General features: G+C 73.8%; 12 protein-coding genes and 1 pseudogene. All 13 read right to left on the bottom strand.

The window, feature by feature from the left end; all coding sequences use genetic code 11:
* Positions 1-21 precede the first annotated feature (21 nt).
* A complete protein-coding gene (locus tag AC5K6T_RS07330; RefSeq protein ID WP_493206658.1) occupies positions 22-705 on the bottom strand; it encodes a lysophospholipid acyltransferase family protein in 684 nt (227 codons plus the stop codon).
* Positions 663-1,349: a (d)CMP kinase gene (cmk, locus tag AC5K6T_RS07325; RefSeq protein WP_493206656.1), complete on the bottom strand. Its 687-nt coding sequence runs from the start codon at positions 1,347-1,349 to the stop codon at positions 663-665. The genes AC5K6T_RS07330 and cmk overlap by 43 nt, the downstream gene beginning before the upstream one ends.
* 542 nt (positions 1,350-1,891) lie before the next feature.
* The gene (locus AC5K6T_RS07320; protein WP_493206654.1) at positions 1,892-2,977 is read right to left on the bottom strand and encodes a prephenate dehydrogenase; all 1,086 of its coding nucleotides are present in this window, start codon (positions 2,975-2,977) and stop codon (positions 1,892-1,894) included.
* Positions 2,974-3,336 carry a chorismate mutase gene (aroH, locus tag AC5K6T_RS07315; RefSeq protein ID WP_493206652.1) on the bottom strand — a complete coding sequence of 121 codons (363 nt, stop codon included), beginning with the start codon at positions 3,334-3,336 and terminating at the stop codon, positions 2,974-2,976. Before aroH ends, AC5K6T_RS07320 begins: the two co-directional genes overlap by 4 nt.
* A 118-nt stretch (positions 3,337-3,454) precedes the next feature.
* Positions 3,455-4,468, bottom strand: coding sequence for an ADP-ribosylglycohydrolase family protein (locus tag AC5K6T_RS07310; protein WP_493206650.1), 1,014 nt, complete (start codon positions 4,466-4,468; stop codon positions 3,455-3,457).
* Positions 4,465-5,235 (bottom strand): NUDIX hydrolase, encoded by a 771-nt coding sequence (locus tag AC5K6T_RS07305; protein ID WP_493206648.1) that lies wholly within the window; start codon positions 5,233-5,235, stop codon positions 4,465-4,467. The genes AC5K6T_RS07310 and AC5K6T_RS07305 overlap by 4 nt, the downstream gene beginning before the upstream one ends.
* Positions 5,236-5,596: 361 nt before the next feature.
* The gene (locus AC5K6T_RS07300; RefSeq protein ID WP_493206646.1) at positions 5,597-6,667 is read right to left on the bottom strand and encodes a pseudouridine synthase; all 1,071 of its coding nucleotides are present in this window, start codon (positions 6,665-6,667) and stop codon (positions 5,597-5,599) included.
* Positions 6,667-7,335, bottom strand: coding sequence for an SMC-Scp complex subunit ScpB (scpB, locus tag AC5K6T_RS07295; RefSeq protein ID WP_493206644.1), 669 nt, complete (start codon positions 7,333-7,335; stop codon positions 6,667-6,669). The genes AC5K6T_RS07300 and scpB overlap by 1 nt, the downstream gene beginning before the upstream one ends.
* Positions 7,332-8,501: a segregation and condensation protein A gene (locus AC5K6T_RS07290; RefSeq protein WP_493206642.1), complete on the bottom strand. Its 1,170-nt coding sequence runs from the start codon at positions 8,499-8,501 to the stop codon at positions 7,332-7,334. The genes scpB and AC5K6T_RS07290 overlap by 4 nt, the downstream gene beginning before the upstream one ends.
* A gap of 229 nt (positions 8,502-8,730) precedes the next feature.
* The gene (locus tag AC5K6T_RS07285; protein WP_493206640.1) at positions 8,731-9,354 is read right to left on the bottom strand and encodes a hypothetical protein; all 624 of its coding nucleotides are present in this window, start codon (positions 9,352-9,354) and stop codon (positions 8,731-8,733) included.
* Positions 9,339-10,475 carry a ParA family protein gene (locus AC5K6T_RS07280; RefSeq protein ID WP_493206638.1) on the bottom strand — a complete coding sequence of 379 codons (1,137 nt, stop codon included), beginning with the start codon at positions 10,473-10,475 and terminating at the stop codon, positions 9,339-9,341. The genes AC5K6T_RS07285 and AC5K6T_RS07280 overlap by 16 nt, the downstream gene beginning before the upstream one ends.
* Positions 10,476-10,922: 447 nt before the next feature.
* Complete coding sequence (gene ald / locus AC5K6T_RS07275) at positions 10,923-12,047, bottom strand: alanine dehydrogenase (RefSeq protein WP_493206636.1); 1,125 nt, start codon at positions 12,045-12,047, stop codon at positions 10,923-10,925.
* Between the two features lie 131 nt (positions 12,048-12,178).
* A pseudogene (locus AC5K6T_RS07270) lies at positions 12,179-14,249 on the bottom strand (tetratricopeptide repeat protein).
* Between the last annotated feature and the right edge of the window lie 39 nt (positions 14,250-14,288).

Here is a 14,288-nt window from a genome sequence, read left to right as displayed (position 1 = left end):
GCGCCCGGCGTTTTCCGTCGCTCAGCGCCCGGTGAGCCGCCGGGCGCCCGCCAGGTGCTCGGTGAGCTGCTTGCGGATCCGCTCGGTCGCCTCGTCCAGCGCCCTGCGGGTGCGGCGGCCGCTGCCGTCGTCGGCGGAGAAGGGCTCGCCGAAGACGACGTCGATCCGGCTGCGCAGCGGCGGCAGCGCCGACACCAGCCGCCCGCCGCGCCCGGTCGTGCCCAGGACCGCGACCGGGACGACGGGGGCGCCGGAGCGCACCGCGAAGTAGGCGAGCCCCGCGCGCAGCGCGGCGAAGTCGCCCTCGCCCCGGGTGCCCTCCGGGAAGATCCCGAGGACGCCGCCGGCGTCCAGCACGCCCAGTGCCCGTGTGATGGCCGTCCGGTCGGCCGCCGTGCGGTCCACCTCCACCTGGCCGATGCCGGTCAGGAACGTGCCCAGGGGGCCGACGAAGGCCTCCTTCTTGATCAGGAAGTGCACGGGGCGCGGGGACACGCCCATGACGACCGGGCCGTCGATGTTGTGGCTGTGGTTGACGGCGAGGATCACCGGCCCGGTGGCGGGCACCCTCCAGGCGCCCAGCACGCGCGGCTTCCACAGACCGTGCATCAGGCCGAAGCCCAGGCGCCGTCCGGCGTCTGCGCCTCTGAGGGACGGAACGCTCACCTCGCCGCCCGCTTCTCCTCGACGAGGGTGACGACGCACTCGATGACCTGTGCCAGCGTGAGATCGGTGGTGTCCACCTCGACCGCGTCGTCGGCCTTGGCCAGCGGCGAGGTCTTGCGGCTGGAGTCGGCGGCGTCGCGCCGGAGCAGCGCCGTGCGGGTGGTGTGCACGTCGACGCCCTTGAGCTCACCGCTGCGGCGGGCCGCACGGGCCTCCGGGGAGGCGGTGAGGAAGATCTTCAGGTCGGCGTCGGGCAGCACGGTGGTGCCGATGTCCCGGCCCTCGACCACGATGCCGCGCTCCGCGTCGGCCGCGATGGACCGCTGGAGCTCGGTGATCCTGGACCGCACCTCGGGCACCGCGCTGACCGCGCTGACCGCGGAGGTGACCTCCTGGGTGCGGATGGGCCCGGCGACGTCCGTGCCGTCCACGCTGATCGCCGGGGCGGCCGGGTCGGTGCCGGAGACGATCTCCGGCTTGCCCGCGACCGCGGCGACGGCGGTCGGGTCGTCGATGTCGATCCCGTTGGTCACCATCCACCAGGTGATCGCCCGGTACTGGGCGCCGGTGTCCAGGTAGCTCAGGCCGAGCTGGGCGGCCACGGCCTTGGACGTGCTCGACTTGCCCGTGCCGGAGGGACCGTCGATGGCGACGATCACGGGCTGGGCGGCGCCGTTTTCCACGGAGGGACACCTTCCTGGTGCGCTGTTGCTGGCAGGTGGGGGCGGGACGCCGGGGCCCGTGGCCCCGCCTGCCGGGCTCCTCGCGGCCGGCGGGCAGGTGCCGGACCGGTTCCCAGACGCCCTCGCACAAGGTTACCGGCCCCGGGGAGCACCCCTCACGACCGGAGGCTCCGCCGCCCCGGGAGCGGGCCGGCCGGGGTGGGCGTCACCGGACCGGGGCCGCCCTCCGAGGCCCCCCGGACCGCCGCGGCCGCCGGGGGTCCGGGCGCCAGCGAGGGGGCCGGCACCACCCGGGGGACCGGTACCGGAGGACGGCCGGGGCCCGGGACCGGGCCGGTCACCGGAGCCGGTCCGCCGGGCTGTCGCCGTGATCCGGGCACACGGCCCGCCGGACGCGCGTCTCGGGCGCACCACCGCTCGGGCGCGCACCGCCGCTCGGGCACACCGCCGAAGCGTCCTGGGGGCCGAACGCCGGCGCGCCGCCGGCGCCGCTTTGCCGGGGGAGGCACCCCGCCACCGTGCGCCTCCCCCGGCGGCGGGTCTCACTGCCGGATCGACCAGCCCCGCTCCCGCAGGGCCTCGGTCAGCGGCGGCGCGGACTTGGGTTCGACCATGAGCTGCACCAGGCCCGACTGCTGCCCGGTGGCGTGCTCGATGCGCACGTCCTCGATGTTGATCCCGGCGCGCCCGGCGTCGGCGAAGATCCGCGCCAGCTGTCCGGGCTGGTCGTCGATGAGCACGACCACGGTCTCGTAGACCCGCGGCGCGGCACCGTGCTTGCCGGGGACGCGGACCTGACCGGCCCGGCCGCGCCGCAGCACGTCCTCCACCCCGGCGGCGCCCTCGCGCCGCTTGGCGTCGTCGGAGGACTCCAGGGCGCGCAGCGCACGGACGGTCTCCCCGAGGTCCGAGGAGAGGTCGGCGAGGAGGTCGGCGACCGGCCCGGGGTTGGCGGAGAGGATGTCGACCCACATGCCGGGGTCGGAGCCGGCGATCCGGGTCACGTCGCGGATGCCCTGCCCGCACAGGCGTACGGCCGCCTCCTCGGCGTTCTGCAGGCGCGCGGCGACCATGCTGGACACCAGGTGCGGCATGTGCGACACGAGGGCGACCGCGCGGTCGTGGGCGTCGGCGTCCATGAGGACCGGGACGGCACGGCAGTGCGACACCATCTCCAGGGCGAGGTTGAGGACCTCGGTGTCGGTCTCCCGGGTGGGCGTGAGCACCCAGGGCCGGCCCTCGAACAGGTCTCCGGTCGCGGCCAGCGGCCCCGACTTCTCCCGGCCCGACATGGGATGGGTACCGAGGTACCGGGTCAGGTCCAGGCCCCGCTCCTCCAGCTCCCGGCGCGGGCCGCCCTTGACGCTGGCCACGTCGAGATAGCCGCGGGCCAGGTCCCGCCGGATCGCGTCGGCGAGCACGCCGGCGACGTGGGCGGGCGGCGCGGCGACGACCGCGAGGTCGACCGGCCCGTCGGGCCGCTCGTCGGTCCCGGCGCCCAGTGCGGCGGCGGTGCGGGCCTGCTCCGGGTCGTGGTCGGCGAGATGCACGGTGACACCCCGCTGGGCGAGGGCCAGGGCGACCGAGGTGCCGATGAGCCCGGTTCCTATGACGAGTGCGGTCCTCACTGGGGGATGTCCTTACGCAATGCGGCGGCCGCGCCGAGGTACACGTGCGCGATGTCGGAGCGCGGCCGGTCGGATTCGATGTGGGCGAGGATCCGTACGACGCGGGGCAGGGCCCCTTCGATGTCCAGTTCCTGGGCGCAGATCAGGGGCACGTCGACGATGCCCAGCTTGCGTGCGGCCGCGGCGGGGAAGCCGCTGTGCACGTCGGGCGTCGCCGTGAACCAGACACTGATCAGGTCCTCGACGGTCAGGCTGTTGCGGTCCAGGACGGCGGTGAGCAGTGCCCTCACCTGCTCCTCCATGTGACCGGCCTCGTCCTGTTCCAGTTGCACGGCACCACGGACCGCTCGTACCGCCACGATGCTGCTCCTCGCTGGTCTGGGTCGGTCTTCCGTCTCTTCGGCTGCGCCTGACCAGCGTAGTCAGCCCGTGCGGGGAGGGCGTGCGTCTCGAGCGTGACGAGACGCGTTCGCGAGGTCACCCGTCCCACCGGGCGCCCAGCGCGGCGAGCTCCTCACGGTGCTCCACGCGGTCCGCCCAGCCGGCGGGCCAGGCCCCGGCACCCAGGTGGGCGCCCGCGAAGGCGCCGGTCAGGCAGGCGATGGAGTCGGAGTCGCCGGAGGTGCAGGCGGCCCGGCGCAGCGCGGTGAGCGGTTGGTCGACGAAGAGCAGGAAGCACAGCAGCCCGGTCGTCAGCGCCTCCTCGGCGATCCAGCCCGCTCCGGTGGCCAGGCACGGGTCGGTCTCCGGTGACGGGTCGCGCAGAGCCGTCCGCAGCCGGTCCAGGGCGGCGAGGCACTCGTCCCAGCCGCGCGCGATGAAGTGCCCGGGGTCGGGGTCCTGGGCGCGGGTCCACAGGTCTCCGAGCCAGGTGTGGTGGTAGTGGGTGCGGTGCTCCACGGCGTACGAGCGGAGCAGCCCGACCAGGCCGGTCGGCTCGGCGCCCTGCGCGAGCAGCCGTACGGCGTGCGCGGTGAGGTCGGACGCGGCGAGCGCGGTGGGGTGCCCGTGGGTGAGGGCGGCCTGCAGCTGGGCGGCGCCCGAGCGCTGTTCGTCGCTCAGCCCGGGGACGAGCCCGACCGGTGCGACCCTCATGTCGGCGCCGCAGCCCTTGGAGTGGATCCGGCTCGCGTCCTGCCACGCCCGGCCCTCCGTCGTGAGCAGGTCGCAGGCGACGAGGCAGGTGCGGCCGGGGGCGCGGTTGTTGTCCGGCGACCGGTACCAGTCCACGAACTCCGCGCGGACGGGCCGCTCCAGCCGCTCGGGGGTCAGCAGCCCCCCGTCCACGGCGGTGCGCAGGCCGCGGGCGAGGGCCAGGGTCATCTGGGTGTCGTCGGTGACGTACGCGGGCGTGGGCAGTTCCATCTCCCGCCACGGCCCGCACTTGGCGAGGATCGACGGCACGTCGTTGAACTCGGTCGGGAAACCGAGCGCGTCTCCGAGGGCGAGGCCGAGCAGCGTTCCGGTGGCGGCGGTCTTCCTCACGGTCATGCGGGGCGTCCTTCCCGGGACGGTCGGAGCAGGGGCGGGTGCAGCGTGGTGGCGGGGCCGGGGCGGTACAGGGCGGCCGGTTTGCCGCGGCCGCCGGTGAGCCGGGCCGCGCCCGGGACCGGTGCGACGAAGCCGGGGGCGGCCAGCACCTTGCGGCGGAAGTTGGGCCGGTCCAGGGCGGTGTCCCAGACCGTCTCGTAGACCTGCTGGAGCTCGCCGAGGGTGAACTCGGGCGGGCAGAACGCGGTCGCCGCCGGGGTGTGCTCCAGTTGGGCGCCGATCCGGTCGCGGGCGTCGGCCAAGATGCGGTCGTGGTCGAAGGCGAGGGGACCGGCGGCCGTGCAGGACAGCCACAGCGCCCGCGCCGCGTCGCCGCCGCCGCGGGCCTCGGGAGCGTCCGGCAACAGGGCGGTGAAGGCGACCGAGACGACCCGCATCCGGGGGTCGCGGCCGGGTTCGCTGTAGGTGCGCAGCTGCTCCAGGCGCAGTCCGGAGACGTCCGCGAGACCGGTCTCCTCGGCGAGCTCGCGCCGGGCCGCGGTCTCCGCGGACTCGTGCGGCAGCACGAACCCGCCGGGCAGCGCCCGGCGGCCCGCGAAGGGTGCCCGGCCACGCTCCACGAGCAGCACGTGCAGGGCGCCGGAGCGGATGGTGAGCACCGCGAGGTCCACCGTGACGGCGAAGGGTTCGTAGGCGTGCTTGTCGTAGGCGTGCTCGTCGCATCCGGACGGCCGGTCGTCGGCGGACCCCTGACCGTGGCTGTGCATGACCCCACCCCCTTTATAGTCATCCCGACTATAAAGGGGGTGGGGTGCGGACACAAGCGGCCCCCGAAGGCCCTCGCGAGAGCCCTGCGAGGCCCCTTCCGAGGCCCCTTCCGAGGCCCCTTCCGAGGCCCCTGTGAGACTCTGGGGGAGCCGTCGCGGACCCCGGCCAGGTCCTGCTCGGGTTCTAGGGCGTGTTTCGAAAGTAGCGTCGTCTGCCCGAAGGGCAGGTCTGGCGGCGTCTGGTGCGTGCGATCGCAAGGCGGAGGGGCGCCCCGATACTGGATGTATCGGGGCGAGCCCGACAACGCGGCGAGCGTGCGTGCCAGACGCCGCCAGGCAGGCGGGACTTTCGAAACACGCCCTAGAGGTCGACTTCCTTCATCAGCATGCCGACCTCGGTGTTCGACAGACGGCGCAGCCAGCCCGACTTCTGGTCGCCGAGGGTGATCGGACCGAAGGCGGTGCGCACGAGCTTGTCCACCGGGAAGCCGGCCTCGGCGAGCATGCGGCGCACGATGTGCTTGCGGCCCTCGTGCAGGGTGACCTCGACGAGGTAGTTCTTGCCGGTCTGCTCCACCACCCGGAAGTGGTCGGCGCGCGCGTACCCGTCCTCCAGCTGGATGCCGTCCTTCAGGCGCTTGCCCAGGTCGCGCGGGATGGGGCCGACGATCGCGGCGAGGTAGGTCTTCTTCACGCCGTACTTCGGGTGGGTCAGGCGGTGGGCCAGCTCGCCGTGGTTGGTGAGCAGGATGACGCCCTCGGTCTCGGTGTCGAGCCGGCCCACGTGGAAGAGCCGCGTCTCGCGGTTCGTGACGTAGTCGCCGAGGCACTGGCGGCCCTCGGGGTCCTCCATCGTGGAGACCACCCCGGCGGGCTTGTTCAGCGAGAAGAACTGGTAGGACTGCGTGGCGACGGTCAGTCCGTCGACCTTGATCTCGTCCTTCTCGGGGTCGACCCGCAGGCCCTGCTCGGTCACGATCTGCCCGTTGACCTCGACCCGGGCCTCGTCGATCAGCTCCTCGCAGGCCCGCCTGGAGCCGTAGCCGGCGCGCGCGAGGACCTTCTGCAGCCGCTCACCCTCCTGCTCGGCGCCGGGGAACGTCTTCGGCGTCCGCACGTCCTTGCGGTCCGCGTACCGCTCGCGGTTGCGCTCCTCGGCCCGCGCCTCGTACTCGCGCGAGCGACCGGGCACCGTACGGCCGCGCCCGGTGCCCTGGGCGCCCTGCTTGGGGCCGCCCTTGGCGCCGCCACGGGCGGAGCCGCCGCGGCCGGACCTGGGGCCGTCCTGGGTGGCGCCGGGGCCGACGTCGTAGCGGCGCTCCTCGGGGCGGGGCTTGCGGGGGCGGCCCTGCCCCTGGCGCTCGTCCCTGTTGTTGCCGGCACCGCGGTGATTGCCGCGCCCGCCGTTCCTGCCGCTGCCGCTGCTTCGCATCAAATGTCCGTCGTCGTCGTGTGTCCGTCGTCTGCGCCCGGGCCCTCGTCGGGAGCGTCCGGGTCGGACGACGGCACCCCCTCCTGGGTCTCGGCCTCGATCGCCTCCGCCTCGGGGAGGAAAGGCGCGAGCTCCGGGAGCTCGTCCAGACCGCGCAGGCCCATCCGCTCCAGGAAGTAGTGCGTCGTCACGTACAGGATCGCACCTGTTTCGGGTTCCGTGCCCGCCTCCTCGACCAGACCCCGCTGCAGGAGGGTGCGCATCACGCCGTCGCAGTTGACCCCGCGCACGGCGGAGACCCGGCTGCGGCTGACCGGCTGGCGGTACGCGACGACGGCCAGGGTCTCCAGCGCCGCCTGGGTGAGCCGGGCGGTCTGCCCGTCCAGGACGAGCCGTTCCACGGCCGGGGCGTACGCGGCGCGGGTGAAGAACCGCCACCCGCCGGCCACGAAGCGCAGCTCGAAACCGCGGCCCTGCGCGGCGTACTCCTCGGCGAGCGAGCGCAGCGCGTCCGCGATCTGCCGCCGCGGCCGTTCGAGGATCTTCGCGAGGCGCTCCTCGGTCGCGGGCTCGTCCACGACCATGAGGACGGCCTCCAGGGCGGGCCTGAGGTCGAGCCCGGCCACGCCGGGCTGCCCGGCAGGGGCCTCGGTGCTGGATTCGCTCACGGCTGCCTCTCCTCCTCGGGCCGCTCGGGCGGCCGGTCGAACTCGTCGGTCACCCGCGGTGCCCCGTCCCCGTCGCCGCCGGTCCACCGCACCAGCAGCTCGCCGAGAGCCGTCTCCTGCTCCAGCGCCACGGCCTTCTCCCGGTACAGCTCCAGCAGTGCCAGGAACCTCGCCACGACCGTCAGCGTGCCCCCGGCGTCGTCCACGAGGGTCCGGAAGCTGGCCTCTCCCAGCTCCCGGAGCCGCGCCACGACGATGCCGGCCTGCTCCTGCACGCTGACCAGCGGGGCGTGGATGTGCTCGACGTAGACCTGCGGCCGGGGCCTGGGCTGCATCGCCTTCACGGCGAGCCGCGCGAAGCCCTCGGGGCCGATGCTGATGACGACCTCGGGCAGCAGGTCGGCCAGCTGAGGCTCCAGCCCCACCGTACGGGGGTGGCGCAGGGCCTCGTCCTCCAGCCGCCGGTGGAAGATCTCCGCGATCTGCTTGTAGGCCCGGTACTGGAGCAGCCGCGCGAACAGCAGGTCCCGCGCCTCCAGCAGCGCCAGGTCGGCCTCGTCCTCTACCTCGGCGGCGGGCAGCAGGCGGGCGGCCTTCAGATCGAGCAGTGTGGCCGCGACGACGAGGAACTCGGTCGTCCGGTCGAGGTCCCAGTCGGATCCCATGGCCCGGATGTGCGCCATGAACTCGTCGGTGACCTTCGACAGGGCCACTTCGGTGACGTCCAGCTTGTGCCGGGAGATCAGCTGCAGCAGCAGGTCGAACGGCCCCTCGAAGTTGGCCAGCCGCACGGTGAAGACACCCTCGCCCGCCGAGGCCTCGGCATCTGCCTCCGGCGCGGTCTCCGTCCCGGCCTCCGTCCCGGCCTCCGGCGCGGCCTCCGGCTCGGTCTCCGGCTCGGTCTCCGGCGCGGTCTCCGGCTCGACGGAGGCCGACGACTGCTCGACGGTGGCGGAGCGCGGCGGGACGGTGCCGGGCGTCGACGGGACGGCGTCGGAGGGCGGCACGACGGCGTCGGACGGCGACGAGGCGGTCACGGACGGCGGCGGGACGGTCTCAGGCGGCGGCCCCTCCTTGCCGGACGGCCCCCGGCCCAGCGCACGCCGACGCCCGCCGGCCGGGGCTCCGGCACCACGGGGCAGGTCGGACGAGGTCGGCGAGGTCATAGCCCCCGCAGGCTACCCCCCGCCACCGCCCCGGCACGGCAGGGGACACCCCGCCCGGAGCCACGCAGGACCACCCGACACAACCATCACCCCCAGGGGCGCGGGGAACCGCGCGACCAGCCACGACACCCCCGCAGACGATCCACCGGCCGCGCCAGGACCACACGCCACCAGGCCGGGCCGGCGGGCCCACGCTGGATCCAGGCACCATCGGCGGAGCGCTCAGCGCTCAGCGCCCCCGCAACCGCCGGACGAGAATGCTCGCGTCGCCCCGGGTCTCCAGATCCGCCAGCACGACGGCGACCGCCTCCCGCACGATCCGCCCGCGGTCCACCGCCAGCCCGTGCTCCCCGCGCAGCACCAGCCGCGCGTGCTCGAGGTCCATCAGCTCCTCGGCGGACACGTACACGGTGATCTTCTCGTCGTGCCGCTCCCGCCCACTGGGCCGACGCGCGGCGGACCGCCCCCGCTTGCGCGGAGCGGCAGTGTTCGCGGCGTTCGCGGGGTTCGCGGGGTTCGCGGCGTTCGCTGCGGCAGAACCTTCCTGCGGCCCGGCCGCCTGCCGCCGCGCGGGCCCACGGCTGCGGGACTCCCCGGCGTCCGCGTCGGCCGCGGCGTGCTCCGCCCCGTCCCCGTCACCGGACTGCACGGGCACCGCCTGCGGCGCGTCCTCGGCGGTGGAGGAGACGGAAGGGGAGGAGGCCGCGGCTGCCGCGGCGTCGCCCTCTCCGGCCGGCCCGGGCACCCGGGCCTCACCACCCGCCTGGCGCCGCGGGGTGGACGGCTGCAGCGCCATGCCCCCTGTCGTACGGAAGAGTTCGTCGGCCCCCGGCAGACTCACTCGGCGTGACACCGGGCGAGCACCTCCCTGGCGAGCTGGCGGTAGGCGGCGGCACCGACGGAGTTGGAGGCGTAGGTGGTGATCGGCTCACCGGCGACCGTGGTCTCCGGGAAGCGGACCGTGCGCCCGATGACCGTGTGGTACACGTGGTCGTCGAACGCCTCGACGACCCGCGCGAGCACCTCACGGCTGTGCACGGTGCGCGAGTCGTACATCGTGGCGAGGATCCCGTCGAGCTCCAGCTCCGGGTTGAGCCGCTCCTGGACCTTCTCGATGGTCTCGGTGAGCAGCGCGACGCCGCGGAGGGCGAAGAACTCGCACTCCAGGGGGACGATCACCTTGTGCGCCGCGGTCAGCGCGTTGACCGTGAGCAGGCCGAGCGAGGGCTGGCAGTCGATCACGATGTAGTCGTAGTCATCCATCAGCGGCTTCAGCGCGCGCTGCAGCGTGGACTCGCGGGCCACCTCGGAGACCAGTTGCACCTCGGCGGCCGAGAGGTCGATGTTGCTCGGCAGCAGGTCCATGTTCGGGACCGCGGTCTTGAGCAGGACCTCGTCGGCGGACATGCCCCGCTCCATGAGCAGGTTGTAGACGGTGAGGTCGAGCTCCATCGGGTTGACGCCGAGTCCCACCGACAGCGCACCCTGCGGGTCGAAGTCGACGAGCAGCACCCGCCGGCCGTACTCCGCGAGCGCGGCGCCCAGGTTGATGGTCGACGTGGTCTTGCCGACGCCGCCCTTCTGGTTGCACATCGCGATGATCTTCGCGGGTCCGTGGTCGGTCAGCGGCCCCGGGATCGGGAAGTACGGCAGCGGACGCCCGGTCGGGCCGACGCGCTCGCGGCGCTGACGCGCGGCGTCGGGCGCGAGCGTGGCGGCGTACTCCGGGTCCGGCTCGTACTCGGCGTCGGGGTCGTAGAAGTGCCCCTCGGGCAGTTCGTCGTAGTCGGCGAAGTGGTTGTGGGGCTCGCCACTTCCGTCGCCGGCCATGGCGTTCACGTGATGGCCATCCATGCTCTGGTGTGCTGACAGAGCCGTGTGGGGGCTGATCTGGCTCTGGTGGGCTGCGAAGGTGCGGACAGCGACGGAGCCGACGGCCTCGATCCCCGCGGAACCCTGGGCCCGCGCGGGCATTCCTGGTTGACCACCCCCGGGAGAAAATGTCGACTCGTTCACAAGTCGTCTTACCTCCTTGGTGACCAGGAAACTTCTAGACAAGGTCAGCGTGGCACCATGCCGACGGTTGGCGACTCTATGGCGTGTCGGCGGTCCGCAGCAACACAATCCGCCGGACCCGGCAGGATGTGTCGGCGAGGAAACACCCCTCTGTCAAGGGCGTACGGCCGTCGCACGGCAGGTTTCACCGGTGTGCGAATCGGTTCAAGGGGTACCTTCGAGGCGAGTTGACCTAGAGGCGCAAAGTGACCATACACACATCCGGCCGGACCTTGTCGGGCAAGGTCCGGCCGGATGTGCGCTGTTGACGACCTGTGTTGACGAATCGCCTTTTCCCCAGCGGTGACTCGGCGCTCCGGGCCGCTCCGCCGTCAGCCCCCGGGCAGCCCTCGGGCAGTCAACCGGTCAGCCGAGCAGGGTCTCCAGCTCGACGTGCTCCAGGCCGTGGGCCTCGGCGACCTCCCGGTAAACGACCTTGCCGTCATGGGTGTTGAGGCCCTTGGCCAGCGAGGCGTCGCGGCGCAGCGCCTCCACCCAGCCGTTGTTCGCCAGCGAGACGATGTACGGGAGCGTGGCGTTGGTCAGCGCGTAGGTGGAGGTGTTGGGCACCGCACCGGGCATGTTGGCGACGCAGTAGAAGACCGAGTCGTGGACCGGGAAGGTCGGTTCGGCGTGGGTCGTCGGGCGCGAGTCCTCGAAGCAGCCGCCCTGGTCGATCGCGATGTCGACAAGGACACTTCCGGGCTTCATCCGGGCGACCAGCTCGTTGGTGACCAGCTTCGGCGCCTTGGCGCCCGGGATGAGGACGGCGCCGATGACGAGGTCCGCCTCCAGGACGGCCTTCTCCAGCTCGAAGGCGTTGGACATGACGGCCTTGACCTTCGTGCCGAAGATCTTGTCGGCCTCGCGGAGCTTGTTGATGTCGCGGTCCAGCAGGGTCACGTCGAAGCCCATGCCGATGGCGATCTGCGCGGCGTTCCAGCCGGAGACGCCGCCGCCGATGACGACGGCCTTGGCCGGGACGACACCCGGGACGCCGCCGGGCAGCACGCCGCGGCCGCCGGCGGAGCGCATCAGGTGGTACGCGCCGACCTGCGGGGCGAGCCGGCCGGCGACCTCGGACATCGGGGCGAGCAGCGGCAGCGCGCGGCTGGGCAGCTCGACGGTCTCGTAGGCGATGGCCGTGGTGCCGGACTCCAGCAGGGCGTCCGTGCACTCCTTGGAGGCGGCCAGGTGCAGGTAGGTGAAGAGGGTCTGGTCCTTGCGGAGGCGGTGGTACTCCTCGGCGATGGGCTCCTTGACCTTCAGCAGCAGGTCGGCGGTGGCCCAGACCTCGTCGGCCGTCTCCAGGATCCCGGCGCCGGCGGCGACGTACTCCTCGTCGGGGATCGACGAGCCGAGACCGGCACCTCGCTCGATGACGACCTGGTGGCCGTGGCGCACCAGCTCGTGCACACCGGCCGGGGTGATGGCCACCCGGAACTCGTTGTTCTTGACCTCGCGGGGGATGCCGACCTTCACGTCGATCACGGTCCTTGGCTCAGAGGGGGAGATTGCACGACATACCCGGGTACCCGGGGGCACACCAGGAGACACCGCAGGAGAACGTGCGGCAGAGCCAGTCTAATGAAGGTGTTCCCGCTGTCTAGCCTTTCATTGCATCAATCTTCACCGGATGTACTGCGGATTTCGCAGGCGTTAGCGTTGTGATTCCGGGGTCTGCTCCCCTGCGCCGCCCTGCCGGGGTTCCTCCCCCAGCATGCGCTCGGCCGTGCCGCGGTGCAGCCGCGCGGCCGCCGCGTCCCCCAGGTGCTCCAGGGTGTCGGCCATCCTCAGCTGGAGCGCCGCCTGCAGCCGCACGTCCTGCGCCTGCCGCGCCCACTCCACCGCCTCCTGGCAGGTGCGCAGGCACTCCTCGGGCCGGCCGGCGTACTCCTGGACCCGCGCCAGCTCGCTCAACGCACGGGCGTGGGCGGCGACATCGCCCTCCCTGCGGTGCCCGGCGGCCGCCGCCCGCCAGCCGCGCAGTGCCTCCCCGTAGCGGCCCGCGTAGGTGTGCGCGGTGGCGATACGTCCGTACAGCCTGGCGGCGTCGGCGCGCTCGTCGCGGGCCAGCCGCTGGGCCAGCGCACGGCCGAACCAGTCGGCGGCCCGGTCGTAGTCCCCGAGCTCCAGATGGGCGCCGCCGACGGACTCCATCGCGCGACCGGTGGCGTACGGGTCCTCCGCCTCCCGTCCGGCGTCCAGCGCGGCCCGGTAGCGCGCCAGCGCCTCGCCGGTACGGCCGGTACGGGCGTCCAGGTCGGCCAGGTTCAGCAGGGCCGCGGCCTTCTCCCGCGGCAGGCGGCGGCGCTCGGCCACGTCCAGCACCAGCCCGTGCACTCCGTACAGGTCGGCCGCGGCGGCCTGGGTGCCGAAGTGCGCGACCATGGCCCTGACCAGCTGGGACATCAGCCGGCGGGCGAGAGTGTCCAGCTCGCCGTCGGCGACCGCGAGCCGGGCGGAGGCCAGCAGGGCCGGCCGCCGGATGCGCAGCCACTCGGCGGCCGCGCGGGGGCTGGGGAAGCGCAGCGACCGGGGCATGCCCAGCAGCTTCTCCCGGGCGTGCGGGCTGTCCGTCTCGGTGATCGCGCGGCAGGACTGCAGCAGTCGCACGGTCCGCTCCAGCATGCGGGCGCGGGCCAGCCGGAGCTCCGCCGGGCGGACCTCCGTCCCGGCGAGCGCCGTCAGCAGCGGCAGCAGGCAGCCGGGCACCTCGTACTGCGGCAGCGGCGAGTCCACGGAGTGCAGCAGCCCCAGGGCGACGAAGTCGTCCAGGGTGGTGCGGGCCGCGCTGACCGAGCACCCGGCGAGCGCGGAGGCCGTGTGCGGGTCGACCAGCCCGGCCGGGGCGAGGCAGAGCAGGCGCAGTATCCGGGCGGCGGGGGCGGGCAGGGAGCCGTGCGCGAGCCTGAACACCCGGGCGAGCGGGGTGACCGTCTCGTCGCCCTCGGCCCGCAGCTGTTTGGCGAGGTCGGCGACGGCGGCCTTGGGCCGGGCCCCGAGCCAGCCGCCGGCCAGCATCAGCGCGGCGGGCTGCGCCTGGCACTCCTCCACCAGCCCCTCGGCGGCCCGCGGGTCCACGGTGATCCGGACCGAGCCGGTGTGCCGGGACAGCAGTTCCACGGCCGACTTGGTGTCCAGGCCGCCCAGGGTGCACGGGCGGACGTCGGAGATCCCGGTGAGCGGGCCGCCGGAGACGGCGACCACCAGGCAGTCCGGGGAGTCCGGCAGCAGCGCGTCGACCTGTCCGGCGTCCGCGGCGTCGTCGAACAGCAGCAGCGCCCGGCGCCCGGCGAGGGCCGCACGGAGTTCGGCCGCCAGCTCGTCCCCGGCCGCGCCCGGCGGGGCCGGCACCTGAAGTGCGGCGAGCAGTTCGCGCGCGGCGCGCTCGACGGGGACCGGGGTGCCGTCGGGCTCGCTGAGCCGGACCCGCAGGACGCCGTCCCGGTAGCGGTCCGCGACCTGCCGGACGAACTGCTCGGCCAGCGCGGTGCGCCCCGACCCGGGCCGGCCGGCGATCAGCAGCACCCGCGCGCGGGGGGCCTTGCGGCCGGAGAGGGTGTCCAGGCCGGCCCGCTCGATGTCGGCGAGCAGACTCTTCAGCTCCCTGGTCCGGCCGAGGAACCGGCCGTCGTCGGGGGCCCGGGCCGACGCCCGCGAGCCGTCCGTCTCCACCGCCTGATCCGTCACGGGCCACACTCCCGTCCCACCGCGCCCACAGGCCCGCCG

It is taken from the genome of Streptomyces sp. B8-7 (assembly GCF_058833805.1).
The sequence above is the reverse complement of the archived record's forward strand: the minus strand, read 5'-3'. Positions and strand labels throughout refer to the sequence as shown.